The organism is Streptomyces sp. BYX5S (genome assembly GCF_054724165.1).
The window spans coordinates 8206228-8229695 of sequence record NZ_CM138829.1; the positions used below are offsets into that span (position 1 = coordinate 8206228).

23 protein-coding genes are annotated in these 23468 nt (G+C 70.1%); 12 read left to right on the plus strand and 11 right to left on the minus strand.

Annotated features, from left to right (window positions below; translation table 11 throughout):
• Positions 1 to 74: 74 nt before the first annotated feature.
• The gene (hisC, locus tag ACYBSK_RS37105; protein WP_457481565.1) at positions 75 to 1154 is read right to left on the minus strand and encodes a histidinol-phosphate transaminase; all 1080 of its coding nucleotides are present in this window, start codon (positions 1152 to 1154) and stop codon (positions 75 to 77) included.
• 366 nt (positions 1155 to 1520) lie between these two features.
• On the opposite strand from hisC, the gene ACYBSK_RS37110 reads away from it, so the two are divergent.
• From ACYBSK_RS37110 to ACYBSK_RS37120, 3 genes are all read left to right on the plus strand, one after another.
• Positions 1521 to 2642, plus strand: coding sequence for a LacI family DNA-binding transcriptional regulator (locus ACYBSK_RS37110; RefSeq protein WP_460244718.1), 1122 nt, complete (start codon positions 1521 to 1523; stop codon positions 2640 to 2642).
• A gap of 209 nt (positions 2643 to 2851) precedes the next feature.
• Complete coding sequence (locus ACYBSK_RS37115) at positions 2852 to 3928, plus strand: metallophosphoesterase (RefSeq protein WP_460244719.1); 1077 nt, start codon at positions 2852 to 2854, stop codon at positions 3926 to 3928.
• Between the two features lie 182 nt (positions 3929 to 4110).
• Positions 4111 to 4938, plus strand: a complete 828-nt coding sequence (locus tag ACYBSK_RS37120) for a hypothetical protein (RefSeq protein ID WP_457481568.1) — start codon at positions 4111 to 4113, stop codon at positions 4936 to 4938.
• 114 nt (positions 4939 to 5052) lie between these two features.
• Here the strand turns inward: ACYBSK_RS37120 and thiC are convergent, their stop codons facing one another.
• Positions 5053 to 6849 (minus strand): phosphomethylpyrimidine synthase ThiC, encoded by a 1797-nt coding sequence (gene thiC, locus ACYBSK_RS37125; protein ID WP_460244720.1) that lies wholly within the window; start codon positions 6847 to 6849, stop codon positions 5053 to 5055.
• Between the two features lie 235 nt (positions 6850 to 7084).
• Here thiC and ACYBSK_RS37130 point away from each other — a divergent pair, with 235 nt between their 5' ends.
• Positions 7085 to 8452 carry a YibE/F family protein gene (locus ACYBSK_RS37130; RefSeq protein WP_460244721.1) on the plus strand — a complete coding sequence of 456 codons (1368 nt, stop codon included), beginning with the start codon at positions 7085 to 7087 and terminating at the stop codon, positions 8450 to 8452.
• A 167-nt stretch (positions 8453 to 8619) separates the two neighbouring features.
• Here ACYBSK_RS37130 and ACYBSK_RS37135 read toward each other — a convergent pair whose 3' ends face one another.
• From ACYBSK_RS37135 to ACYBSK_RS37150, 4 genes are all read right to left on the minus strand, one after another.
• The gene (locus ACYBSK_RS37135; RefSeq protein WP_457481571.1) at positions 8620 to 9084 is read right to left on the minus strand and encodes an SsgA family sporulation/cell division regulator; all 465 of its coding nucleotides are present in this window, start codon (positions 9082 to 9084) and stop codon (positions 8620 to 8622) included.
• 100 nt (positions 9085 to 9184) lie between these two features.
• Positions 9185 to 9898: an IclR family transcriptional regulator gene (locus tag ACYBSK_RS37140; protein WP_460247176.1), complete on the minus strand. Its 714-nt coding sequence runs from the start codon at positions 9896 to 9898 to the stop codon at positions 9185 to 9187.
• Between the two features lie 250 nt (positions 9899 to 10148).
• A complete protein-coding gene (locus tag ACYBSK_RS37145; protein ID WP_457481572.1) occupies positions 10149 to 10364 on the minus strand; it encodes a DUF5326 family protein in 216 nt (71 codons plus the stop codon).
• Positions 10365 to 10537: 173 nt separating this feature from the next.
• Entirely contained in the window at positions 10538 to 10855 is a 318-nt protein-coding gene (locus ACYBSK_RS37150; protein ID WP_457481573.1) for a cupin domain-containing protein, read from the minus strand.
• A gap of 48 nt (positions 10856 to 10903) precedes the next feature.
• On the opposite strand from ACYBSK_RS37150, the gene ACYBSK_RS37155 reads away from it, so the two are divergent.
• The 5 genes from ACYBSK_RS37155 to ACYBSK_RS37175 all read left to right on the plus strand — a co-directional run bounded on the left by ACYBSK_RS37155 (position 10904) and on the right by ACYBSK_RS37175 (position 14630).
• Complete coding sequence (locus ACYBSK_RS37155; protein ID WP_457481574.1) at positions 10904 to 11281, plus strand: phage holin family protein; 378 nt, start codon at positions 10904 to 10906, stop codon at positions 11279 to 11281.
• A gap of 12 nt (positions 11282 to 11293) precedes the next feature.
• Complete coding sequence (locus ACYBSK_RS37160; protein WP_460244722.1) at positions 11294 to 11785, plus strand: low molecular weight protein-tyrosine-phosphatase; 492 nt, start codon at positions 11294 to 11296, stop codon at positions 11783 to 11785.
• The gene (locus tag ACYBSK_RS37165) at positions 11782 to 12972 is read left to right on the plus strand and encodes a cystathionine gamma-lyase (RefSeq protein WP_460244723.1); all 1191 of its coding nucleotides are present in this window, start codon (positions 11782 to 11784) and stop codon (positions 12970 to 12972) included. Before ACYBSK_RS37160 ends, ACYBSK_RS37165 begins: the two co-directional genes overlap by 4 nt.
• A gap of 210 nt (positions 12973 to 13182) precedes the next feature.
• Entirely contained in the window at positions 13183 to 14088 is a 906-nt protein-coding gene (locus ACYBSK_RS37170; RefSeq protein ID WP_457481577.1) for a LysR family transcriptional regulator, read from the plus strand.
• A 59-nt stretch (positions 14089 to 14147) separates the two neighbouring features.
• The gene (locus ACYBSK_RS37175) at positions 14148 to 14630 is read left to right on the plus strand and encodes an NUDIX hydrolase (protein WP_356386475.1); all 483 of its coding nucleotides are present in this window, start codon (positions 14148 to 14150) and stop codon (positions 14628 to 14630) included.
• 34 nt (positions 14631 to 14664) lie between these two features.
• On the opposite strand, the gene ACYBSK_RS37180 is transcribed toward ACYBSK_RS37175, so the two are convergent.
• Positions 14665 to 16029, minus strand: a complete 1365-nt coding sequence (locus ACYBSK_RS37180; protein WP_460244724.1) for a globin domain-containing protein — start codon at positions 16027 to 16029, stop codon at positions 14665 to 14667.
• 578 nt (positions 16030 to 16607) lie between these two features.
• On the opposite strand from ACYBSK_RS37180, the gene ACYBSK_RS37185 reads away from it, so the two are divergent.
• Positions 16608 to 17483 (plus strand): GNAT family N-acetyltransferase, encoded by an 876-nt coding sequence (locus ACYBSK_RS37185; RefSeq protein ID WP_460244725.1) that lies wholly within the window; start codon positions 16608 to 16610, stop codon positions 17481 to 17483.
• A 115-nt stretch (positions 17484 to 17598) separates the two neighbouring features.
• Here ACYBSK_RS37185 and ACYBSK_RS37190 read toward each other — a convergent pair whose 3' ends face one another.
• Entirely contained in the window at positions 17599 to 18018 is a 420-nt protein-coding gene (locus tag ACYBSK_RS37190) for a GlcG/HbpS family heme-binding protein (RefSeq protein WP_460244726.1), read from the minus strand.
• A gap of 85 nt (positions 18019 to 18103) precedes the next feature.
• A complete protein-coding gene (locus ACYBSK_RS37195) occupies positions 18104 to 19309 on the minus strand; it encodes an MFS transporter (protein ID WP_460244727.1) in 1206 nt (401 codons plus the stop codon).
• Positions 19310 to 19450: 141 nt separating this feature from the next.
• On the opposite strand from ACYBSK_RS37195, the gene ACYBSK_RS37200 reads away from it, so the two are divergent.
• Together ACYBSK_RS37200 and ACYBSK_RS37205 are read left to right on the plus strand one after the other, a co-directional pair.
• Positions 19451 to 19909: a MarR family winged helix-turn-helix transcriptional regulator gene (locus ACYBSK_RS37200; protein WP_457481582.1), complete on the plus strand. Its 459-nt coding sequence runs from the start codon at positions 19451 to 19453 to the stop codon at positions 19907 to 19909.
• Positions 19910 to 19952: 43 nt separating this feature from the next.
• Positions 19953 to 20405, plus strand: a complete 453-nt coding sequence (locus ACYBSK_RS37205) for a GNAT family N-acetyltransferase (protein WP_460244728.1) — start codon at positions 19953 to 19955, stop codon at positions 20403 to 20405.
• 105 nt (positions 20406 to 20510) lie between these two features.
• On the opposite strand, the gene ACYBSK_RS37210 is transcribed toward ACYBSK_RS37205, so the two are convergent.
• Both ACYBSK_RS37210 and dnaB read right to left on the minus strand, forming a co-directional pair.
• Positions 20511 to 21893, minus strand: a complete 1383-nt coding sequence (locus ACYBSK_RS37210; RefSeq protein WP_460244729.1) for a serine hydrolase domain-containing protein — start codon at positions 21891 to 21893, stop codon at positions 20511 to 20513.
• A gap of 77 nt (positions 21894 to 21970) precedes the next feature.
• On the minus strand, positions 21971 to 23449 hold the full coding sequence (gene dnaB / locus ACYBSK_RS37215) for a replicative DNA helicase (RefSeq protein ID WP_457481585.1): 1479 nt from the start codon (positions 23447 to 23449) through the stop codon (positions 21971 to 21973).
• Positions 23450 to 23468 lie beyond the last annotated feature (19 nt).

The window sequence follows — 23468 nt, forward strand, 5'->3', positions numbered from 1 at the left end:
GCATACGAAGGGGGGTCCCCCGTAAATACGGGAGACCCCTGTCACACCACGATCACGCGCCGACGCGCGACGGCCTACAGCTCCTTGCGGAACTCCCCGGCCACCTGCAAGAAGATGTCGTTGGCCTCGGTCTCCGCGATCGTGGCGCGCATGCCCTCGCCGGCGAACGGCCGCACGACCACACCCGCCCGCTCACAGGCCGCCGCGAAGTCCATGGTCTTCTCCCCCAGGCGCAGCCACACGAAGTTGGCCTGCGACTCGGGCACCGTCCAGCCCTGCGCCCGCAGCGTCTCGACGACCCGGGTGCGCTCGGTCACCAGGGAGCCGACCCGGCCGAGCAGCTCGTCCTCGGCGCGCAGCGAGGCGACCGCCGCGTCCTGTGCGAGCTGGCTCACACCGAAGGGGACCGCCGTCTTGCGCAGCGCCGCCGCGACCGGCTCGTGCGCGATGGCGAAGCCCACCCGCAGCCCCGCGAGCCCGTACGCCTTGGAGAAGGTCCGCAGCACCGCCACGTTCGGCCGGTCCCGGTAGATCTCGACGCCGTCCGGCACCTCGGTGTCGCGGATGAACTCCCGGTACGCCTCGTCGAGGACCACCAGGACGTCGGAGGGCACCCGGTCGAGGAACCGTTCCAGCTCGGCCCGGTGGATGGCGTTGCCCGTGGGGTTGTTGGGGTTGCAGACGAAGATGAGGCGCGTGCGGTCGGTGATCGCGTCGGCCATGGCGTCGAGGTCGTGGTCCTCGCTCGGCGTCAGCGGCACCTGCACCGACGTGGCGCCGCTGATCTGCGTGATGATCGGGTACGCCTCGAAGGACCGCCACGCGTAGACGACCTCGTCGCCCGGCCCCGAGGTCGCCTGGAGCAGCTGCTGCGCCACACCGACCGAACCGGTGCCCGTGGCCAGGTGCGAGGCGGGCACACCGAAACGGTCGGCCAGCTCGTTCATCAGGCCGGTGCACGCCATGTCGGGGTAGCGGTTGAAGGACCCGGCGGCCGCGATCGCCTGCTCCATGACCCCGGGCAGCGGAGGATACGGATTCTCGTTGGAGGACAGCTTGAAGGCCGCGGGGCCCCCGGCGGCGGCCGGCTTGCCCGGCTTGTAGGCGGGGATGTCCGCCAGCGCCGCTCGCAGCTTGGGGTTGGTCTCACTCACCGCAGTCCTCCTTGTGGCCGCCGTTCCAATACTGCTCACCTTAAGAGGATTCGCGGTGCTCCCCAATGGGTGGCTCTTCGGCCCTCCCGAAGGCGTACGGAGAGGGGGGAGCGCCCTGTCCCCTGGCGCGCGCCGGTGGCTCGCGCCGTGGCGCGCATCCCTCGTGAAGGTGAGTTGAGACCTGTTCGCAACATCGCCGACTTGGCAGGCCCACGCGCGAGGACAAGCGATGTACCACCGTCATATCCCCCAACTCCCATGCATTCCATGGTCGATGACGGTCCATCACCTTGCAGAAACGTGCCTGTCAACGCCTGCATATGCGCCCCCACCATGCAGCCGAATGAGCCCTACTATCGGCTCGCCATGACAGCAGCAGGGAAGCACCAGGTGAGCCGGGCAGAGACGACCCGCAGGGGCACCCGGCCCGGCCGGGCAGGCATCAGAGACGTTGCCGCAGCCGCCGGAGTCTCGATCACAACTGTCTCCGATGCGCTCAACGGTAAGGGCCGGCTCCCGGACGCCACCCGACGCCACGTCCGCGAGGTCGCCGACCGGTTGGGCTATCGCCCCTCCGCGGCCGCCCGCACGCTCCGTACCGGGAAATCGGGCCTCATCGGCCTGACCGTGACGACGTACGGGGATGAACCTTTCACCTTCACAGAATTCGCGTACTTCGCCGAGATGGCCCGAGCCGCCACCTCCGCCGCGCTCGCCCGCGGGTACGCCCTCGTCATCCTGCCCGCCACCTCACGCCGCAGCCCGGCCGACGTCTGGTCGAACGTCGCCCTGGACGGAACCGTCGTCGTCGACCCCTCCGACCACGACCCCGTGGTCACCGAGCTGGTCCGCCAGGGCCTGCCCGTCGTCTCGGACGGACGTCCCGCGGGCACCCTGCCCGTGACCGCCTGGGTCGACAACGACCACGAGGCCGCCGTGCTCGGCATCCTCGACCACCTCGCCGAGGCCGGCGCCCGCCGCATCGGCCTCCTGACCGGCACCACCACGGACACGTACACCCACCTCTCCACCTCCGCGTACCTGCGCTGGTGCGAGCGGATCGGGCAGGAACCGGTCTACGAGTCGTATCCCGCGCACGACCCGTGCGCCGGGGCCGTCGCGGCCGACCGGCTGCTCGCCCGGCCGGACCGCCCCGACGCGGTCTACGGCCTGTTCGACCCCAACGGCACCGACCTGCTCGCCGCGGCCCGCGCCTACGGGCTGCGCGTCCCGGACGACCTGCTGCTGGTGTGCTGCAGCGAGTCGAGCGTGTACGCGAACACGGAGCCGCCCATCACCACCCTCTCGCTCAAGCCGCGGCGGATCGGGACCTCCGTCGTCCAGCTCCTCATCGATGCCATCGAAGGGGTCGATTCCGACCAGCCGGTCGAGCAGGTGATGCCGACCGAACTCATCGTGCGGACCTCGTCCCAACGACGTCCGCACCGCACCACGGTCAGCCCGCCCCGCTCCCCGGGCAAGGGCTGACCGACCTCACCCGCCCCTCCACCGAGAAGAAAAGTCCACACCAATTCGGGAGAAATGCACGGCGATCAGCCGCCCGTCACCGATTCACCACCCCTGGTGCATCACACAGCGCGAGCCGCATTCCTATGATGGGCGCACGACACCGCGGGCCGCTGCGACCAGGCAGTCCGATACGGTGCACAGGCGGCGCAATGGTGGTGGAGGGGTCGATGACTCAGGGGGCCGGTCCGGGACCCGCAGCGCGCACGGAGACGCTGCGCGACTTCCGTGTTCCCGCGTACGTCCATGACGTACCGGCGAACGTGCTGCCGACGGACTCGGACGGCTCTGCCCCTGGAGCCGAGGCACCCGAGGCGTATCCCGAGGGCTACACGCCCACCGAGCGCGATCTGCCGGTCATCAGCCGGGACGACACCGTCCCGGTCGAGGCCCCGGCGCCCGCGCCCGCGGGGGACGAGGGCCCAGGACCGCTGTTCGTCGTCGGCGACGTGCACGGCTATCTCGACGAGCTGGTCGCCGCGCTCCACGAGAAGGGCCTGATCGACGCCGAGGGCAACTGGGCGGCGGGCACCGCGCGCCTGTGGTTCCTCGGCGACTTCACCGACCGCGGGCCCGACGGGATCGGCGTCATCGACCTCGTGATGCGGCTCTCCGCGGAGGCAGCGGCGGCCGGTGGCTACTGCAAGGCGCTCATGGGCAACCACGAGCTGCTGCTGCTCGGCGCGAAGCGGTTCGGCGACACGCCCGTCAACTCCGGGGCGGGCACCGCCACCTTCCAGGCGGCCTGGTTGCTCAACGGCGGGCAGAAGGCCGACATGGACCGCCTCCAGGACGTGCACCTGCAGTGGATGTCCCGGCTCGACGCGATCGAGATCGAGGACGACCACCTGCTCACGCACTCGGACACCACCGCGTACCTCGACTACGGCGACTCCATCGAGGCTGTCAACGACACGGTCCGCGAGACGCTCACGCGCAACGACGCGGACGAGTGCTGGGACCTGTTCCGCAAGTTGACCAAGCGGTTCGCGTTCAAGGACGAGGAGTCCGGGCCCGGCGCCGTACGGCAGCTCCTCGACACGTACGGCGGCTCGCGCATCGTGCACGGCCACAGCCCGATCCCGTACCTGCTCGGCGAGGTCGGCGGCGAGGACGGCGAGGGCGAGGACAGCAGGCCCCCCGTCGAAGGGCCGCACGTGTACGCGCACGGCCTGGCCATCGCGATGGACGGCGGCGTGACCATGGCCGGAAAGCTGCTCGTGCAGCAACTCCCCATGGATGCCTGAGAGTTCACGGGGCACCCGCGAAAGCGGAGGATCCGGCTGGCCCGAGGGCCAATTTCCGGAAACCCCCTGTCACCGCGTGCCGTGACAGCTCTACCATCGGCTTATCCGTAGCAGGCTCCCCTCCGTTTCTGCCCGACGGCTCGCACCCATGCGGGCCACCAAGCCCTACGGAGCATCGGGGGATGCACATGAACAGCGCTCCGCATTTGCTGAACGAGGACCGCCCCGAGTTCGAGCGGCTCCTCGATGAGGCGCTGCGTACCGCACCAGACCGTCCTGAACTCGCCGCAGTGGGCCGGCGGCTCAACCCCGAACAACTGCGCACCATGGCGCTCGGCGCCGCCGCACTGATCAACACGGCTGCCGCGGAGGAGTACCAGCGCTACGTCAAGGTCCGCGAGGAACTGCGCGCCACGCCGCGGCTCCTTCGTCCCCTACGTGAAGGAGGCACCTCCAGCAAGGGGGAGAGCACGGGACCGGGCGTCGCCGCGGTCGCCGTCGTGCTCGCCCCGGTCCTGGCCGGAACCGCGGCCGCGATCTTCCTGATCGTCGGCTACCTGCTGCGCATGCTCCATCCGGCTCCGGACTTCGCCCAGACCCTGCGCACCTTCGGCTGGGTCTTCGGCGCGATCACCGCGGCGAGCATGTTCGTCGCGGTCGTCTGCCTGCTGCTCGCGGCACTGCGCAACGGGTCGACGTCGCTCCAGGCGAGCACCCACGGCGAGGCGAGCGAGGAAGTGAAGCAGGCCAGGGAAGCCTGGCGCGCCGCGCTCCTGGAGAAGGGCATCCTGCCGTTCCTGCGGGACGCCCTGGCGGATCCTTCCGCGGGCGGCGGCCCGCACCCCGGAGGACGCGGCGGCGCCTCCGGCAGGATGCCGCAGCTCGGCTACAACCGGCCGGGGTTCAGCAGCCCCGACGGCGGCGGCACGGCCACGGGCCAGCGTGCCGGCTACTCGAGCCCGGACTTCTCCAGCCCGGACTTCGGCGGCCCGGACCACCAGCCGGACTGATTCTCCGGCGGGCACCGGTCCGGGGGCGACGAGGAGGCCCCTCCTCACGAGGGGCCCCACCGTCGCACCGCCGGGCCGTCAGCGCCGGGCCGTCAGCGCCGGTCCGTCGCGCCGTCAGTCGGCGATCGGCAGATACACCCGGTTCCCGCTGGCCGCGAACTCCTGGGACTTCTGCTCCATGCCCTCCTCGATCTCCGAGGCCTCCGACAAAGCAGTGCCGTGTTCACGCCGGATGTCCTGCGAGATCTTCATCGAGCAGAACTTCGGCCCGCACATCGAGCAGAAATGCGCCGTCTTGGCGGGCTCCGCGGGCAGCGTCTCGTCGTGGAACTCGCGTGCCGTGTCCGGGTCGAGGGCCAGGTTGAACTGGTCCTCCCACCGGAACTCGAAGCGCGCGTCGGACAGGGCGTCGTCCCACGCCTGGGCGTCCGGGTGGCCCTTGGCGAGGTCCGCCGCGTGCGCCGCGATCTTGTACGTGATGACGCCGGTCTTCACGTCGTCGCGGTTGGGCAGGCCCAGGTGCTCCTTGGGCGTGACGTAGCAGAGCATCGCCGTGCCCCACCAGGCGATCATCGCGGCGCCGATCCCGGACGTGATGTGGTCGTAGGCGGGAGCGATGTCCGTGGTCAGCGGGCCGAGCGTGTAGAACGGCGCCTCCTCGCAGATCTCCTGCTGGAGGTCGATGTTCTCCTTGATCTTGTGCATCGGGACGTGGCCCGGACCCTCGATCATGGTCTGCACGTTGTGGCGCTTGGCGATCGTGTTCAGCTCGCCGAGGGTGCGCAGCTCCGCGAACTGGGCCTCGTCGTTGGCGTCCGCGATGGAGCCGGGGCGCAGGCCGTCGCCGAGCGAGTACGTCACGTCGTACGCCGCGAGGATCTCGCAGAGCTCCTCGAAGTGCTCGTAGAGGAAGCTCTCCTTGTGGTGCGCGAGGCACCACGCGGCCATGATCGAGCCGCCGCGCGAGACGATGCCGGTCTTGCGGTCGGCGGTCAGCGGGACGTACGGGAGGCGGACTCCCGCGTGGACCGTCATGTAGTCCACGCCCTGCTCGGCCTGCTCGATGACCGTGTCCTTGTAGATCTCCCAGGTCAGTTCCTCGGCCTTGCCGTCGACCTTTTCGAGGGCCTGGTAGAGCGGCACGGTGCCGATGGGGACGGGGGAGTTGCGCAGCACCCACTCGCGCGTGGTGTGGATGTTGCGGCCGGTGGAGAGGTCCATGACGGTGTCGGCGCCCCAGCGGGTCGCCCACGTCATCTTCTCCACCTCCTCCTCGATCGACGACGTGACCGCGGAGTTGCCGATGTTGGCGTTGACCTTCACCAGGAACCGCTTGCCGATGATCATCGGCTCGATCTCCGGGTGGTTCACATTCGCGGGCAGGACGGCCCGGCCCGCCGCGATCTCGTCGCGTACGACCTCGGGGGCGACGTTCTCCCGGATGGCCACGTACTCCATCTCCGGGGTGATCTCGCCCCGGCGTGCGTACGCGAGTTGGGTCACGGCCTGGCCGTCCCGGCCGCGGCGCGGCTGGCGCGGACGGCCCGGGAAGACCGTGTCGAGGTTGCGCAGGCCGCCGCGCGGCGACGTGTGCTTGATGCCGTCGTCCTCGGGTCGGACGGGGCGGCCCGCGTACTCCTCGGTGTCGCCGCGGGCGATGATCCAGTTCTCCCGCAGCGGCGCGAGGCCACGGCGGACATCGGTGTCGACGGTCGGATCGGTGTACGGGCCGGAGGTGTCGTACAGCGTCACCGCCCGCCCATTGGTGAGGTGCACCTGACGGACCGGCACCTGGAGGTCGGGGCGAGAGCCCGTGACGTATCCCTTGTGCCAGCCGATGGACTGGCCGGCCTCCTCGGACGAGCCCTCGGTCGAGGTGGAGGCAGGCGTGTGTGCGTCCGTTGTGGTCATGAGACCTACTCCCTACGCCGGCATTACCCGGTAACAGGTTCAGCGGTCGACGCAGCCGTATCCGCCCTCAGCGTCTGGCGTTTCACGTCGTTTCACGTGAAACACGCTGGGACGAAGGTCAGCGCCCTCTCAGCCCGGTGCTCCGAGCTCCCGCGATGGCAAAAGCGCCTCCACGCTAGCGCCCTGTCCGACGCGTTGACCAGAGGGCCCCCTCCGTTCTTGCGATGATCGGTCGGTGACCACCAGCCAGCAGCCCCCGTCCCAGCCGCCTCATCCCCCGCATGGGAGTCCCCAAGAGCCCTCCCACGGGCACGGGCACTCCCACAGCCACGGCCCAGCGGCCCCTGTGTCACGGCACCTACGCAAGGTGATCGCGGCCATCCTGATCCCGTTCTCGGTCGCGGTCGTCGTGGGACTCGCCGTGTTCTGGCCGGGCGGCGCACCCCCGCACGAGCGCAGCGGTGTCGGTTTCGACCGGCAGACGCAGCAGGCCACGGTGACCAAGGTCGACCAGGTCGACTGCAAGTCCGTGAACGCCCAGGGACAGGGTTCGAGCAGCGACCCGACCTCGCAGCAGGGCACCACGGGCAAGCAGCAGTCCGGCACCTGTGAGAACGCGACAATCCGGATCGACAGCGGCCAGGACAAGGGCCGTACGTTCACCGAGGTCGTCCAGCCGGATTCGCCGCGGCAACTGAGCGAGGGCCAGGAGGTGATCGTCGCCTACGCGCCGGACGCCCCGAAGGAGCTCCAGTACTCCGTCACCGATGTGAACCGCAAGGTTCCGATGGTGCTGCTGGCCGGGATCTTCGCCCTGGCCGTGGTCCTGGTGGGCCGGATGCGGGGTGTCATGGCGCTGATCGCCCTGGCGATCAGCTTCATGGTGCTGACGTTCTTCATCCTGCCCGCGATTCTGCAGGGGTCGAACCCCCTGGTCGTGGCGGTGATCGGAGCCAGCGCCATCATGCTGATCGCGCTGTACATGTGTCACGGGCTGACGGCCAGAACCTCCGTCGCCGTCCTCGGCACGCTCGTCTCGCTGCTGCTGATCGGCCTGTTGGGCTCGCTGTTCATCGGCTGGGCGGCCCTGACGGGCAACACCGACGACAGCACAGGGCTGATCCACGGGCTGTACCCGGACATCGACATGAGCGGTCTGCTCCTCGCCGGCGTCATCATCGGCTCGCTCGGTGTTCTCGACGATGTGACGGTCACCCAGACCTCGGCCGTGTGGGAGCTGCACGAGGCGAACCCGTCGATGGGCGGTCGCGCCCTGTACCGGGCGGCCATCCGGATCGGCCGCGACCACATCGCGTCGGTCGTCAACACGCTCGTCCTGGCGTACGCGGGCGCCGCGCTGCCGCTGCTGCTGCTCTTCTCGATCGCGCAGAGCAGCGTCGCCGACGTGGCCAACAGCGAGCTGGTGGCCGAGGAGATCGTCCGGACGCTGGTGGGCTCGATCGGCCTGGTCGCCTCGGTGCCGGTGACGACGGCGCTGGCCGCGCTCGTGGTCTCCGCCGACCGCCCGGAGACGCAGGGGCCCGAGAAGGCCGCTGCCGCTCCGGGACGCGGTGGTGGACGAGGCCGACGACGCAAGCGCTGAAGGCCGAACACGGTGAAACGAACTCCGTGGACCGAACAGTGACGGCCCAACGGTGAAAGCGGGACGCTTCAACGCGCGGAACTGCTCGGGTGCACCGCACTGCTGAAGCGTTACGTCTGATCCGATGTCGCGCCGCACCCTAGGGTGCGGCGCGGGCCGATGGGGAGTCAGCCCGCGCTCTGCTCCTCGGCGAGGATCCGGTCAAGAGCCGCGTCGAGGTCGGACTCGAAGTCCGCGAGCGCCTCCTCCTGGCCGAGCGGCACCAGCTTGTCCGTCCGGTCGAGGAACGCGATCAGCGGCGCGACCCCGGCCCGGAACAGCGCCTGGTCCGCACCGACCTGAAGCCTGATGTGCACTTCCCCCGGCAACTCGCCGACGGCTCCGCCGGCCCGCTCCACCGGCTCGACCCGTACATCTCCGTCACCACTGGCCCCGTTGACCCCGTCGACGAGGAGCTCCCGGCCGAACGCCCAGGTCACGGGCGCGTCTCCGGGAAGATGGAAGGTCAGCCGCACCGCGTACGGATCGGTGGACTCGTACTTGAGTTCCACCGGAATGCGGAACGAGAGCTCCTCCGAGACGAGGAAGCTCATCATGACCTCTGCCTGAACTGCTTGTACCGACTCGCGCATCGCCTACCCCGTCAACTTGCCGTCGATTGGCCAGGAATTACCTCCCAGACACTGCTGGCATCTTGCTCAACGTACACACAGGATTACAAGGAGTGAGTTTTCAAATGCTGATAGAGAAGGCGAGTGTTCCTACCAGCCTGCCGATCTCGTGCTGCAACCGGCGGGCTGTGGGCAACAGTTTCTCCGCCTGATGGCTAGGGAGAGAAATGGCCAAAGTCGCCGCGGTCGAGCCGATGGTCAGGGGGAACGCGGCGCAGGCGGTGCCGAGCGCGTACTCCTGACGCTCGATGACGGGTTCCATGCGTCCCACCGCGCTCAACTTCCGCAGCAGTGCGCGGTCGTCGCGGACCGAGTACGGCGTGATGGACTGCGCGGGGTAGCGGTCGAGGTGGTCCCTGCGGGCCACCTCGTCCAGCTGGGAGAGCAGGCACTGGCCGATGGCATGGGCATGGCCGGTCTCGCGGAAGTCGGCCCACTCCTCGACCGCCGGATGGTTCGGGGTGTCGGCGACGGCGACGACCTCGATCTCGCCGTCGCGGTAGACCGCGAAGTAGACGGGTACACCGATGGTGTCCCGCCAGTGCCGCAAGGCATCGGTGATCATGCTGCGACGATTCTGCTGCGCTCCGCTGCTGCTCAGACGCTCGGCGGCGTCGCCGAAGACGAAGACACCGTTCTCCCGGCGGAGATATCCCTCGTGCGTGAGCGTGCGCAGCAGGTGGTACGCCGTGGGAAGCGCGAGCCCCGCTTCCCTCGCGAGTTGCTTGGCGGGGGCCCCGTGGTCATGCGCGGCGACCGCCTCGAGAAGACGCATCGCCCGCTGCACGGAGCCGATGAGCGTCTGGGGGGCGGCGGGTGCGGTGCCGACCGTGGCCAAGGTTCACTCCCGATGCGCGTGGGGTGCCCCCACGTGTTCGGGGCCCGTAGGGGGCTAAAGCCATCGAATTCCGGACTCTAACCCTTGGCCACCGATTGGCGCCCGCCGCGCGAGGAAACTTCCCCCGGTCGTGCGAAAGGTCGCGCGACGCAACGACCGGGATCCGCACACCAGTGCGCGTCCGGTGTCACCAGTCGCGGCTCCGCGCCGACGAGCCGGTCATGAACTTGCGGACGACGTAGATGAGTCCGCCCACGAGCGCGGCGAAGACCAGCACCTTGAACAGCAGGCCGATCACGAAGCCGACGACGCTCGCGATCAGACCACCGAACACGACGATGGCGATGACCGGCACCGCGACCCACTTCACCCACCACGGCATGTCCGCGAATATCTCTCGCACTGCCCTCGCTCCTTCGTTGTCTCCACTGCCTCCGCGAGACGACCGTCCGTCCCTGGGAGGCTTCAATCTCTTCGAGGTTTCCGTCTCCACCTCGATGCTGGCACGTCGAAGGGCCGCGCGGGCCCTTCCGATCCCCCGTCCTCCCCTGACCCGACCCTGAGGGAACCCCGAGGTCAGCCCTCCGGGGGCGAGAAGACGACGAGGACACGCAAGTCCTCGCTGATGTGGTGGAACTTGTGCGCGACCCCGGCCGGCACGTACACGACGCTGCCCCGCGCGACCTGCGTGGTCTCCATGCCGACGGTGATCGAACCGCGGCCGCTGACCACGAGGTAGACCTCGTCCTGCTGGTGCGGCTGCTGCGGGTCCGCCGCGCCCGCGTCCAGCGCGTACAGCCCCACCGACATGTTGCGCTCCCGCAGAAACTGCAGGTAGGCCCCGTCATTGGCGGCTCTCTCCGCCTCGAGTTCGTCCAACCGGAACGCCTTCATCGCTTTCGTCCACCCCTGTCACCAGTCACGTCTGCAACGATCAGACACATGATGAATTTCCTAGTCAAGACGATCGCCAACGCGGGGGCCCTCGCCGTCGCGGTCTGGGTGCTCGACAAGATCACGCTGACCGGCGACAGCACCGGCAAGAAGATCGGCACGCTGATCCTCGTCGCCCTCATCTTCGGCCTGGTCAACGTGATCGTGAAGCCGATCGTGAAACTGCTGACCTTCCCGCTGTTCATCCTCACGCTCGGCCTGATCACGCTCGTCGTGAACGCGCTGATGCTGCTGCTGACCTCGTGGCTCGCCGACCAGGTGGACCTGAGCTTCCACGTCGACGGCCTGTGGACCGCGATCCTCGGCGGCCTGATCGTCTCGATCGTCTCCTGGGCGCTGAACGTCGTCCTGCCCGACGGCGACTGAGAGCGGCCGAGGATGACCTACCGCGTCTGTTTCGTCTGCACCGGCAACATCTGCCGCTCGCCCATGGCCGAGCACGTCTTCCGCGCCCGTGTCGAGGAGGCCGGGCTCGGCGGTCTCGTCGAGGTCGACAGCGCGGGCACGGACGGCTGGCACGAGGGCGACGGCGCCGACCCGCGCACCGTCCAGGTCCTCACCGAGAGCGGCTACAGGTCCGAGCACACGGCCCGCCGGTTCCACGCCGACTGGTTCGCCCGCCTCGACCTGGTCGTCGCCCTCGACTCCGGCCACATGCGGACGCTGCGCCGCCTGGCCTCAATGCCCGAGGACGCCGAGAAGGTACGTCTGCTGCGGTCCTACGACGCCGGGGCCGGCGACGACCTCGACGTCGCGGACCCGTACTACGGCGACCTCAGCGGCTTCGAGGAGTGCCTGAAGCAGGTCGAGGCCGCGTCCGAGGGACTGCTCGCCTTCGTGCGCGAGGCGGTGGAGGGGAGCGCGTCATGACGGATCCCGCGCCCGAACGGCCCGAGCGAGCGGCCCGGCCCGAGCCGCCGGCAGCGGCGGGCGACGGTACGCGGGCGGTTCGGGCGGGTCTGCCGGACCCGGTCAAGAACGAACCGACCCTGCCAGGACCGGTGTTCGCCGCACACTTCCATCTGCCCGGCAATGTGTCGGGGTCCTACGCGTACGGCCGCGACGAGAACCCGACGTGGACGCATCTGGAGCGCGCCGTCGCCGAGTTGGAGGCGCCGGGACGCCCCGACGTGGAGTCGCTGGCCTTCGCCTCCGGCATGGCCGCGATCTCCGCGGTGCTCTTCTCGCAGCTGCGCGCGGGCGACACGGTGGTCCTGCCGTCCGACGGCTACCAGGTCTTCCCGCTCGTCCGCGAGCAGCTCACGGCGTACGGGATCGAGGTGCGCACCGCGCCGACCGGTGGGGCCTCCTCGCCGGAGCGGCTCGACGTGCTCGACGGGGCGCGGCTGCTGTGGCTGGAGACGCCGTCCAACCCGGGCCTCGACGTCTGCGACATCCGGCTCCTCGCCGAGGCAGCCCACGCGCGCGGGGCCCTCGTCGCCGTCGACAACACGCTCGCCACGCCGCTCGGGCAGCGCCCCCTGGAGCTCGGCGCGGACTTCTCGGTGGCCAGCGCCACCAAGCAGCTCACGGGCCACGGGGACCTGCTGCTCGGCTACGTCGCGTGCGCCGACGCCGAGTTGCTGGCGCCCGTGCGGCGCTGGCGCAAGATCGTCGGGGCGATCCCGGGGCCGATGGAGGCCTGGCTCGCGCACCGCTCCCTGGCCACGCTGGAGCTGCGCGCCGAGCGGCAGAGCGCCAACGCGCTGGCCGTGGCCGAGGCCCTGCTGGAGCGCGCGGACGTCTCCGGGGTGCGTCATCCCGGGCTGCCCGGCGATCCGTCCCATGCCGTCGCCGCGCGGCAGATGCGTCGCTTCGGCTGCGTGGTGTCGTTCGAACTGCCGTCACGCGCGCGGGCGGAGCGGTTCCTGGAGGCCCTGACCCTGGTGGACGACGCCACGAGTTTCGGCGGCGTGCGCTCCACCGCGGAGCGGCGCGGGCGCTGGGGCGGGGACGCGGTCGGCGAGGGCTTCATCCGCTTCTCCGCGGGCGCCGAGAACACCGAGGACCTGGTGGCGGACGTGCTGCGGGCGCTGGACGGGGCCCTCGCCCAGTGATTTCACCGGGCAGCTAGTACCGCGCTACGCACAACGGACGGTCCGAGCCTCCCCCCTCGTGGCTCGGACCGTCCCGGTTCTGCGCGCGAAGAACCGCGCGAACAAGGCTAGTTGACTCTGTGTCAGTGTCCAATCACGGTAGCGACAGAGACCTATCGACTTATTTATAGTTGGGCGCGGCTCGGGGGTTGGGGAGGGAGGCGTGCCGCGATGGATCTCGCGTTGCTGCGCACCTTTGTGACGGTGCATCGCGCCGGTTCGTTCACTCGGGCCGCCGCGCTGCTCGGCCTGTCCCAACCCGCGGTGACCTCGCAGATCCGCACGCTGGAGCGGCAGTTGGGGCGCCCGCTCTTCCTGCGCCAGGCCCGCGGCGTGACGCCGACCACGATCGGCGACGAGCTCGCCCACAAGGCGGCTCCGCACCTCGACGCCCTCGTGGAGATCACCGAGATCGGGCTCGACGAGGAATCCACCCTGCGCACGCTGCATCTGGCGGGGCCCCCGGAATTCACCGCCGAACGTGCCCTGCCCGCGCTCACGGCCCTGACCCGGGACGACGGACAGAGCATCGCGTTACGGGCGAGCTTCGGCACGGCCGAGGAGACGCTGGAAGGGCTGGCGGCGGGCCATCACGATCTGGCCATCGCGACGGCCCGTCCGCGCGGCGCCCTGCTCACGGCGACTCCGCTCTGCGACGAGGAGCACGTCCTGACCGCCGCCCCGCGGCTCGCCGCCCGTATCGGCCCCGGCATGCTGCACCGGGACGCGGCGCCGTCCCTGGAGAAGTTCCCGGTCGTCGAGGTCCACGAGTCGCTACCGCTGGTCAGCCGCTACTGGGCCGCTGTCTTCGACTCACGGCCCGCCGTCTCCGGCACGGTCGTCGTGCCCGATCTGCGCGCGGTGCTCGCCTGCGTGATCGCCGGTGCCGGGCTCGCCGTCCTGCCGCGCTATCTGTGCGAGGAGAGTCTGGGGCGCGGGGAGATCGTCGCCCTGCTCGATCCACCGGTGCCACCGCTGCGTACGTACTTCCTGGTGGTGCGCACCGGCACGCTCGCCATGCCGCACATCGCGCGGGCGCACGAGTGGCTGCTGCGCGCTGCCGTCGACTGGTCGTGAGGGGGACCGTGGGCGATGCGGGATGTTTCACGTGGAACCAGCCGGGCCACATTTCTCCCATGACCGTCCGACCCGTGGTCAAGCGCACCGCACGTGCCGTCCTGCTGGACGGCGACGACCTGATTCTGATCAAGCGGACCAAGCCCGGCGTCGATCCGTACTGGGTGACTCCAGGAGGCGGGGTCGAGCCGGACGACACAACTGTCGTGGACGCCCTCCATCGCGAGGTGCACGAGGAACTCGGCGCCAAGATCGTCGACGTGGTGCCCTGCTTCGTGGACACCGTCGAGCACATCGGCGAGGACGGCGGCGCGACCGGCGTGAAGGTGCAGCACTTCTTCGTCTGCCGCCTGGAGTCCATGGACACCGACCAACGGCACGGCCCCGAGGTCGAGGACCCGTGCGGCAGCTACGAGATCGTCCGGGTGCCGTTCACCCGCGTGGGCATCGCCTCGGTCCACCTGGTACCGCTCTCGCTGCGCCACTACCTCGACGGCAACATCGAGGGTGTCCGGGCGATGCACGCACCCGACCTGGGCTGACCGTGCGCGGTGCGGGGTGGGTGCGGCGTCGCGCTCAGTCCCCCGCCGCGACGAGGTCCTCCACCGAGTCGTGCCGGATCCGGTGGCCGGGGATGCCGACGCTGCGCAGGGTGTCGATGCCGCTGCGGATCATGCCGGGCGGCCCGGAGAGATACGCGTCGTACTCGGTCCAGGGGCCGTACTGGCGGACCGCGTCCGGCAGCTGAAGGTGGCCCTGCTGGTCGACGACGGGGCGCACCGAGAGCCACGGATGGCTCTGCGCCAGGCGCAGCATCGTGTCGATGTCGTACAGGTCGTGGCTGGTGCGGGCCCCGTAGAACACTTTCATCGAGCGCTCGCTCCCGTGCTCGGCCACGTCCTCGACGAGCGCCTTGATGGGCGCGATGCCGGTGCCGCCGCCGAGGCAGAGCAGTCCGCTGTCGGAGGTGTGGTCGACGGTCATGGAGCCGGCGGGCGGCCCGAGGCGCAGCACGTCACCGGGGCGGGCGCGGTGCACCAGAGCGTTGGAGACCCAGCCGGCCGGTACCGCCTTCACGTGGAACGAGAGCAGCCCGTCCGACCGGGGCGCGGAGGCGAACGAGTAGTGCCGCCAGATCCGCGGCCACCACGGCGTCTCCAGTGTCGTGTACTGCCCGGCCAGGAACGGGTACGGCTGATCGGGCCGTACGGTCACCACGGCCACGTCGGACGTGCGCGGTTCGTGCGAGACGACCTCGGCCATCCACCAGGCCGGCGCTCTCAGCTCGTCCTCGGCCGCCGCGTCGATCATGACCTGCGAGATGGTCGTGTACGTGCGTACCCAGGCGGCCTCGGTCTCCGCGTTCCACGTGGTCGTGGCGTACTGGGTGAGCGCGGCGATCAGGCACTCGCCGACGGCCGGGTAGTGGTCGGCCTGGGTGCCGTACTTGCGGTGGCCGCGCCCGAGGTTCTTCAGGTACGCCACGAGGACGTCCTTGTTGTCGATGTGCTCGGCGGCGGTCAGCAGCGCCTTGAGGAGCCGGTCGCGCTGGGTGTCCATCGCCGCGGGGAACAGCGGGCGCAGCTCCGGGTGGCGCACGAAGAGCAGCGCGTAGAAGTACGAGGTGACCTTGTCCGCGACGGGGCCGATCTCCTCCATGGTGCGGCGGACGAGGATCGCGTCGGGGGAGGCGTGCACGGGGGCGGGGCGCGCCGGGACCGCGGGGCTCGGCGTCTCGGCCGCGCGGGGCGGGGCAGGCTGCTGCGCGGGCCGGGTGTCCGGCTCCTGCCGCGGCTCGGGTATTCGGTGCTCCTCCGGTGCCGGCTCCTGGCCGGGACCGGAGGTGGGCAGGTCCGGGGCCGGGGTGCTGCGCGGTGTGAACCAGCCGCCCCCGCCGTCCGAACCGGAATCGGCCGACGGCGTTGTGGTCGGAGCGTCCATACTGTGCCTCGCCTCGAACATCTATTGGTCGGTCAACGTACTCCCGAGTCGTTCTCCGCTCGGAAACTGTGGGCTTTCCCCCTCGCATGCCCCGACAACAATGCGGCCCACATTGAACACTGCATTCCGGGCGGCTACTGACAAGTAAGGCAAGAGTGTGACATTGTCCGCAGTCCACTCATTGCGGGATGCCACTCCTTGCCATTGCCCAGAACGCGAAGCTGAAAGCGCAGTTCTTCGATCCCTCTGTCCCGTTGGGCTGCGTGTGCCTGCTCACATCATGGGCTTCCCCTCGGCCTTCCTCGGCCACCCTTCGCGATCCGGTTCCGACGATACCGGGAGTCGGGAAGTGGACAACCCCCTCCCGGCCCACCGCGGATTAAGTGAACCGCGGCCGTTCCGGGAAATTCCTCAATTACCGCTCGCAGCGCGCCAATTCGCGCCGCGCGGTGCCGGTCGACGCCACGATCCGCCCCGGCGCCATGTTTCACGTGAAACGCGCCGCGTGGCCGAAAGCACCGGGGTACTCCCGGCAAAGCGGTGGACGGCACGGGGCGAAGTCCGACAGCCTGACCTGCGTGTCGACACCTTCCCTCTCCGGCCTGCCCATCCGCCGTCTGACCCCGCGCGACGTCCGCGCGTGCGCCGACCTGTCCGAGAACCGGGGCTGGCCCCGCGAGGAACACAAGTGGCGCCTCCTGCTCTCTGCCGGTACCGGTTACGGCATCGACGACCCCGACGGCGGCCTCGTCTGTGCCTGCGTCGTGACCGAGTACGGCCCTCATGAGCGCCCCGAGCTCGGCGCGATCGGCATGGTCCTGGTCGCCGAACGGCACGCCCGCAAGGGCGTCGGCCGGCGTCTGATGCGCCATGTCGTGGAGCGGGCGGGCACGACACCGCTCACGCTGCACGCGACGCCGTACGGGCGCCCCCTCTACGAGGAGCTGGGCTTCAAGGTCACGGCGCGCGCCGAGATGGTGCGCGGCCGGTTCGTCGCGGGCGGGCCCCTGCCCGAGGTCACGACCCGCGCGGCCACCGCGGAGGACATCCCGGCGATCCTGCGCCTGGACGCCGAGGTCTTCGGCTCCGACCGTACGCATGTCATCACCCGGCTCCCGGCCTTCGCGGACCAGTTGCGGGTGGCGGTGGACGGTGGGGCCGGCGGCGGGCTCATCGGCTTCGCGGCCGCCTGGCCCAACGAGGACACCCATGTCGTGGGTCCTCTCATCGCCCGCGACACGGCGACGGCGCAGGCCCTCGTCGCCGCGCTCGCCGCGGGGACGGACCGTCCGCTGCGCACGGACATCGACGTGCGCCATGGAGAGCTGCTGACGTGGCTCAAGGAGCGCGGACTCGAGGCCGTCGGCCTCAACGCCGTGATGAACTACGGGGCTTCGGACCTGCCCGGCGACTGGACCCGCCGCTTCGCCCCGCTGACGGTGGCCGCGGGCTGAGCACGACGGCGGCCACGGAGCGAGGACGACTGTGCTCGCGGACCGCGCACACGTCCGCCCCAAGTGCTGCTCTGCCGCAGCGCCTTGGGGCGGATGATCGCGTGATGCGTCCCGGCTACGCGAGGGCCTCCACGGCCGCGGTGGCGAAGCCGTGGTCCTGCTCCGGGGCGCCGCCACCGACACCGATGGCGCCGATGAGGCGGCCGTCGCGGTGGACCGGCACGCCCCCGGCGATGAACAGCAGCGGCTGGTCGAGGGCGGTGGGCAGGCTGTGGAAGGGGCCCTCGGGCTTGACCAGGTCGACGAGGTCGGCCGTGGGGGCGTTCAGCTGAAGCGCGGTGTACGCCTTGCGCGTGCTGGTCTCACCGGAAATGAGGACGGCGCGGTCGTCACGGCGGAAGGCCAGGAGGTGCCCGCCCGCGTCGAGGACGGTGACGCTGACGGTTACTCCGGCCGCTTCGGCGGCGAGGCGGGCGGCGGAGACCAGGGTCTCGGCGTCCTGCGTGCTGAGCGGGGTGACGGCGGTGGTGGTCATGAGGTGGTGCTCCTTGCGGGGGGGGTTGCCAAAAGGTGGTCGGGGAGGGCGGGGACGTCTGCGGCCCCGCCTGCCGGATGTCGGGTCAGTGGTGGGCGGGCTGGGCCTGCGGCTGCTCGGCGGCCGCGACGATCCGGCTCGGGGTGGCGGAGCGGCGTTCGAGGGTCGCGGACAGCACGGCCAGGACGAGGGCGGCCGCGGCGAGCACGGCGCCGACCCAGTTCGGCGAGGTGTAGCCGAAGCCTGCGGCGATCACCATGCCGCCGAGCCAGGCGGACAGGGCGTTGCCGAGGTTGAAGGCGCCGATGTTGACGGCCGAGGCGAGCGTCGGGGCGCCGGACGCCTGGTCGAGGACGCGCTTCTGCAGCGGCGGCACCGTGGCGAAGCCCAGCGCGCCGATCAGCACGATGGTGATCGCGGCCAGCACCTTGTTCTGCGCGGTGACCGTGAACAGGGCGAGCACGAGGGCGAGAGCGCCCAGCGACACGTACAACAGGGGCATCAGGGCCCGGTCGGCGAACTTTCCACCGACGAGGTTGCCCGCGACCATGCCGAGGCCGAAGAGGACCATCAGCCAGGTGACGGAGCCGTCCGCGAAGCCGGCGACGTGCGTCATCATCGGCGCGATGTATGTGATGGCCGCGAAGACGCCGCCGAAGCCGAGCACGGTCATCGCCATGGCGAGCACGACCTGCACGTTCTTGAATGCGGCCAGTTCGTGGCGCAGCCGGACGCCTTCCGGCTTGGGCAGGTCCGGCACCAGCTTGGCGATGCCGAGGAGGCCGACGACACCGAGCGCGGCGACCACCGTGAACGTGACGCGCCAGCCGACCGTCTGGCCGATGAACGTACCGAGCGGGACGCCGACGACGTTGGCGACGGTCAGGCCCGTGAACATCATGGCGATCGCTCCGGCCTTCTTCTGCGGTGCCACCAGTTCGGCCGCGACGACCGAGCCGATCCCGAAGAACGCGCCGTGGGCGAGCGACGCGACCACGCGGCCGATCAGCATGACGGCGAAGACGGGGGCGACGGCGGAGAGCAGGTTGCCGACGATGAAGAAGCCGAGCAGCAGCATCAGCATCCGCTTGCGCGGGACGCGCGTGCCCAGGGCGGTCATCAGCGGGGCGCCGAACATCACGCCGAGGGCGTAGCCGGTCACCAGGTAGCCGGCCGTGGGGATGGAGACGCCGAAGTCACCCGCGACCTCTGGGAGCAATCCCATGATCACGAATTCCGTGGTTCCGATACCGAAGGCCCCGATCGCGAGGGCGAGAAGCGCGAGAGGCATGGGGGATCCCTTCCAGACTGTTGCGGGTGCGCTTAACGAGACCTCACAATAATTGCAGACGCGGGTTAATTGCAAACGCGGGCAACCCCGCTCATCGACTACCCTGGGCTGAGTCGCTCCGGGACGGAGGAACCAAGAGCCATGACCGCCACAGACCCCGCACTGACCGCCCTCTCTCAGGGCTGGTGCGCGCTCTCACTGCTCCACGGGAAGATCGAGGCCCACATCGAGCGCGCCTTGCAGGCCGGACACGGGCTGAGCGTGCGCGAGTACTCGCTCCTCGACGTCCTGAGCCGGCAGCACGACGGGGAGGGCGGCCATCTGCAGATGAAGCAGGTCGCCGACGCCGTCGTCCTCAGCCAGAGCGCGACCACACGTCTGGTCACCCGCCTCGAGGAGCGTGGCCTGCTCGCCCGCTACCTCTGCCCGACCGACCGGCGCGGTATCTACACGAACGTCTCCGAGGCCGGGTTCACGCTTCTGGAAGAGGCCCGCCCGACGAACTCGGCGGCACTGCGGGAGGCCCTCGACGCGGCGGCCGAGAACCCCGAACTCGCCCCTCTGGTCAAGGCCGTCGAGGGATTGCACGCCGCCGCCTAGGCCGGGGGCGGCCGGGCGGGGCGTCCCCCATAGGCTGCGGCTCATGGGAGACCTTGAGATCAGGCAGGCAGCAGCCGAGGACATCGCGGAGATCGTCGCCATGCTGGCGGACGACCCGTTGGGCGCCCAGCGGGAGTCACCGGAGGACCTCACGCCGTATCTCGCCGCGCACGCGCGCCTGGCGGCCGACCCGAATCAGCATCTCGTCGTGGCCGTGCGCGAGGGCCGCGTCGTCGGCACGCTGCAACTCAGCATCATCCCCGGGCTCTCCCGGAAGGGCTCCACCCGCTCGATCATCGAGGCCGTCCGCATCCACGCGGACGAGCGCGGCAGCGGTCTCGGTACGCAGCTCATCGAATGGGCCGTCGACGAATCCCGCCGCCAGGACTGCCAGTTGGTGCAGCTGACCTCCGATGTCACGCGCACCGACGCCCACCGCTTCTACGAGCGACTCGGCTTCGTGGGCTCGCATCTGGGCTTCAAGCTGCAACTCTGAACCGAAGACCCGGTGCGTCGTTTCACGTGAAACGACGTACCGGACTGCTGGGGCAACCGTGGTCGGGCGGGGCGTTTCACGTGAAACGCCCCGCCCGACCACGCGTCACTGCGGGATCCCCCGCCACCCTTCCGGATCCACGCCACCCGGCACCGGCCCATCCGCGGGGTACGGCTCCCGCGTGAACACGAAGGAGCCGAGGTCGAGATGGCTGACCGAACCGTCGTCCCGCCGGACCGCCCGAAGCAGCTCCCCCGCGTAGTAGCCGTCGAGCCCGGTCCAGGTGCCGTCACCGTTCGACCGGAACCGGGAGCGCCGCCCTCGCGGAGCCGCCGGGCCGAGCTCGACACCGCCGTCGGCCGCCAGGCGCAGCACCACGGCCTGCGTCCCCCAGAACCAGGGGCCCGCCAACTCCAGTACGGCCGGATCCACTTCGGGGAGCGGTCGCCACGGCTCGGGCAACCGCGGCTCCGCCTCGGCGACGATCGACAGCAGTTCGGCGGCCAGCGACGCCGCGGGCACGCCCGTGGTGCAGTTGGCGAGGGCGACCGCCACAAGCCCCTCCTCCTCGCACAGCCACAGCCCTGCCACGAACCCCGGCAGCGAGCCGCTGTGCCCGGCCAGCGTCAGGCCGCCACCCCGGACCACCTGCATGCCGAGCCCGTACGACGCCTCCCAGTCTCCCGGCACGGTCGGCGCGGCGGGGGTCCGCAGTTCCCGTACGGAATCCGCGGCGAGCACCCGGTCGTCGCCGGTCGCGAGGAAGGAGGCGAAGGCCGCCAAGTCACGTGTGGTGGACCACAGTTGACCGGCGGGCGCCATCAGGCCCAGGTCCTCGCTCGGCTCCGGGAGCAGCACATCGGCGTACGGGTGCACCGCCCAGCCCCCGGCGTGCGGTTGCTGCGGCTGGAAGCTGGTGCGGGTCAGCCCCAGCGGTTCGAGGATCTCGTCGCGCAGGGCCTCCTCCCAGGGCACTCCGCGCACCGCCTCGACCAGTGCGCCCAGAAGCGTGTAGCCGGGGTTGGAGTAGTGGTGCCGACGACCGACGGGGTGCCGGAAGGGCTGGTCACCGAGCACCTCCGCGAGGGTCGGGCGCAGGTCGGCCGAGCTCCGCTCCCACCATTCCCCCGGTGTCTCGGCCGCCAACCCGCCGGTGTGGGCGAGGAGTTCGACGATCGTCACGCCGCCCGCCCCGGTGCCGGGGAGATGCTTCTCCAGCGGATCCGACAGGTCGATCAGCCCCTCGTCCCGCAGCCGCAGCACCAGTACGGCGGTGAAGGTCTTGGTGATCGAGCCGATCCGGTACTGCACGTGCTCGTCCGGCCCATGCCCGTCCACCGAGGTTCGCGACCCGGTCCACACCAGCTCACCGTCCCGCGCGACCGCGGCCACGAGTGAGGGCGCCCGCCCTTCGCTCTGGGCGGTGGCGATGCGGTGCAGGAGGGCGCGGCGCGTGGCGGGCAACAGCTCTTCCGGGGATGTCGTCATGCCCCCAGTCCATCCCGGCCAACGACCCGCGTCGAGAGGATTTCACCGGAGGCTGATCACCGGGCGATGCGCGCCGATCAGGTCTGCGCCATGTCCACGAAGCGCGAGTAGTGGCCCTGGAAGGCGACCGTGATCGTGGCCGTCGGGCCGTTACGGTGCTTGCCGACGATGATGTCGGCCTCGCCCGCGCGCGGTGACTCCTTCTCGTAGGCGTCCTCGCGGTGCAGCAGGATGACCATGTCGGCGTCCTGCTCGATGGAGCCGGACTCACGCAGGTCGGACACCATCGGCTTCTTGTCCGTGCGCTGCTCGGGGCCACGGTTCAGCTGCGAGAGCGCGATCACCGGGAGCTCCAGCTCCTTGGCCAGCAGCTTCAGGTTTCGGGACATGTCCGAGACCTCCTGCTGACGGCTCTCGGAACGCTTCGAACCACCGGCCTGCATCAGCTGCAGATAGTCGATGATCACGAGCTTGATGTCGTTGCGCTGCTTGAGCCGGCGGCACTTCGCGCGGATCTCCATCATCGACAGGTTCGGGGAGTCGTCGATGTAGAGGGGGGCGGCGGAGACCTCGGGCATCCGGCGCGCGAGCCGCGTCCAGTCCTCGTCCGTCATCGTGCCGGAGCGCATGTGGTGCAGGGCCACCCGCGCCTCGGCCGACAGCAGACGCATCGCGATCTCGTTGCGTCCCATTTCGAGGGAGAAGATGACGCTGGGCAGGTTGTTCTTGATCGACGCGGCGCGCGCGAAGTCCAGCGCCAGCGTGGACTTGCCCATGGCGGGACGGGCCGCGATGACGATCATCTGGCCCGGGTGCAGACCGTTGGTGAGCGAGTCGAAGTCGGTGAAGCCTGTCGGTACACCGGTCATCTCACCGCTGCGCGAACCGATCGCCTCGATCTCGTCGAGCGCGCCCTCCATGATGTCGCCGAGCGGCAGGTAGTCCTCACTGGTGCGCTGCTCGGTGACCGCGTAGACCTCGGCCTGCGCCCTGTTGACGATCTCGTCGACGTCGTCGTCGCCCGCGTATCCCATCTGCGTGATCCGCGTGCCCGCCTCGACGAGGCGGCGCAGCACGGCACGCTCATGGACGATCTCCGCGTAGTACTCGGCGTTCGCCGCGGTGGGGACCGTCTGCACCAGGGTGTGCAGATACGATGCGCCACCCACCTTGTTGATCTCGCCGCGCTTGGTCAGCTCCGCGGCGATGGTGATCGGGTCGGCGGGCTCGCCCTTGGCGTAGACGTCGAGGATCGCCTGGAAGATCGTTTCGTGGGCCGGCTTGTAGAAGTCGGCGCCCTTGATGACCTCGACCACGTCGGCGATGGCGTCCTTCGACAGGAGCATGCCACCGAGCACGGACTGCTCGGCGTCGAGGTCCTGCGGCGGGACGCGCTCGAACGTGGCCGGGCCCTCGTCCCAGTCCCCGTTCTCCCTACCCCGCTCGTGCTGGTCGCCCTGGCCTCGGCCACCGCCCCGGAACGGCCGGGAAGGGGGCAGGCGATCGCTGGGCCCTTCGTCGGCCCAGGGGTCGTCCAATGGCTCGGAGATACTCACCGGGCCGCCTCCTCCCGTC

Coding starts and splice junctions, on each gene's coding strand:
- ACYBSK_RS37110 (WP_460244718.1), top strand. CDS start 1,521: ATGACAGCAGCAGGGAAGCACCAGGTGAGCCGGGCAGAGACGACCCGC.
- ACYBSK_RS37115 (WP_460244719.1), top strand. CDS start 2,852: ATGACTCAGGGGGCCGGTCCGGGACCCGCAGCGCGCACGGAGACGCTG.
- ACYBSK_RS37120 (WP_457481568.1), top strand. CDS start 4,111: ATGCACATGAACAGCGCTCCGCATTTGCTGAACGAGGACCGCCCCGAG.
- thiC (WP_460244720.1), bottom strand. CDS start 6,849: ATGACCACAACGGACGCACACACGCCTGCCTCCACCTCGACCGAGGGC.
- ACYBSK_RS37135 (WP_457481571.1), bottom strand. CDS start 9,084: ATGCGCGAGTCGGTACAAGCAGTTCAGGCAGAGGTCATGATGAGCTTC.
- ACYBSK_RS37140 (WP_460247176.1), bottom strand. CDS start 9,898: ATGCGTCTTCTCGAGGCGGTCGCCGCGCATGACCACGGGGCCCCCGCC.
- ACYBSK_RS37150 (WP_457481573.1), bottom strand. CDS start 10,855: ATGAAGGCGTTCCGGTTGGACGAACTCGAGGCGGAGAGAGCCGCCAAT.
- ACYBSK_RS37155 (WP_457481574.1), top strand. CDS start 10,904: ATGATGAATTTCCTAGTCAAGACGATCGCCAACGCGGGGGCCCTCGCC.
- ACYBSK_RS37160 (WP_460244722.1), top strand. CDS start 11,294: ATGACCTACCGCGTCTGTTTCGTCTGCACCGGCAACATCTGCCGCTCG.
- ACYBSK_RS37165 (WP_460244723.1), top strand. CDS start 11,782: ATGACGGATCCCGCGCCCGAACGGCCCGAGCGAGCGGCCCGGCCCGAG.
- ACYBSK_RS37170 (WP_457481577.1), top strand. CDS start 13,183: ATGGATCTCGCGTTGCTGCGCACCTTTGTGACGGTGCATCGCGCCGGT.
- ACYBSK_RS37175 (WP_356386475.1), top strand. CDS start 14,148: ATGACCGTCCGACCCGTGGTCAAGCGCACCGCACGTGCCGTCCTGCTG.
- ACYBSK_RS37180 (WP_460244724.1), bottom strand. CDS start 16,029: ATGGACGCTCCGACCACAACGCCGTCGGCCGATTCCGGTTCGGACGGC.
- ACYBSK_RS37190 (WP_460244726.1), bottom strand. CDS start 18,018: ATGACCACCACCGCCGTCACCCCGCTCAGCACGCAGGACGCCGAGACC.
- ACYBSK_RS37195 (WP_460244727.1), bottom strand. CDS start 19,309: ATGCCTCTCGCGCTTCTCGCCCTCGCGATCGGGGCCTTCGGTATCGGA.
- ACYBSK_RS37200 (WP_457481582.1), top strand. CDS start 19,451: ATGACCGCCACAGACCCCGCACTGACCGCCCTCTCTCAGGGCTGGTGC.
- ACYBSK_RS37205 (WP_460244728.1), top strand. CDS start 19,953: ATGGGAGACCTTGAGATCAGGCAGGCAGCAGCCGAGGACATCGCGGAG.
- ACYBSK_RS37210 (WP_460244729.1), bottom strand. CDS start 21,893: ATGACGACATCCCCGGAAGAGCTGTTGCCCGCCACGCGCCGCGCCCTC.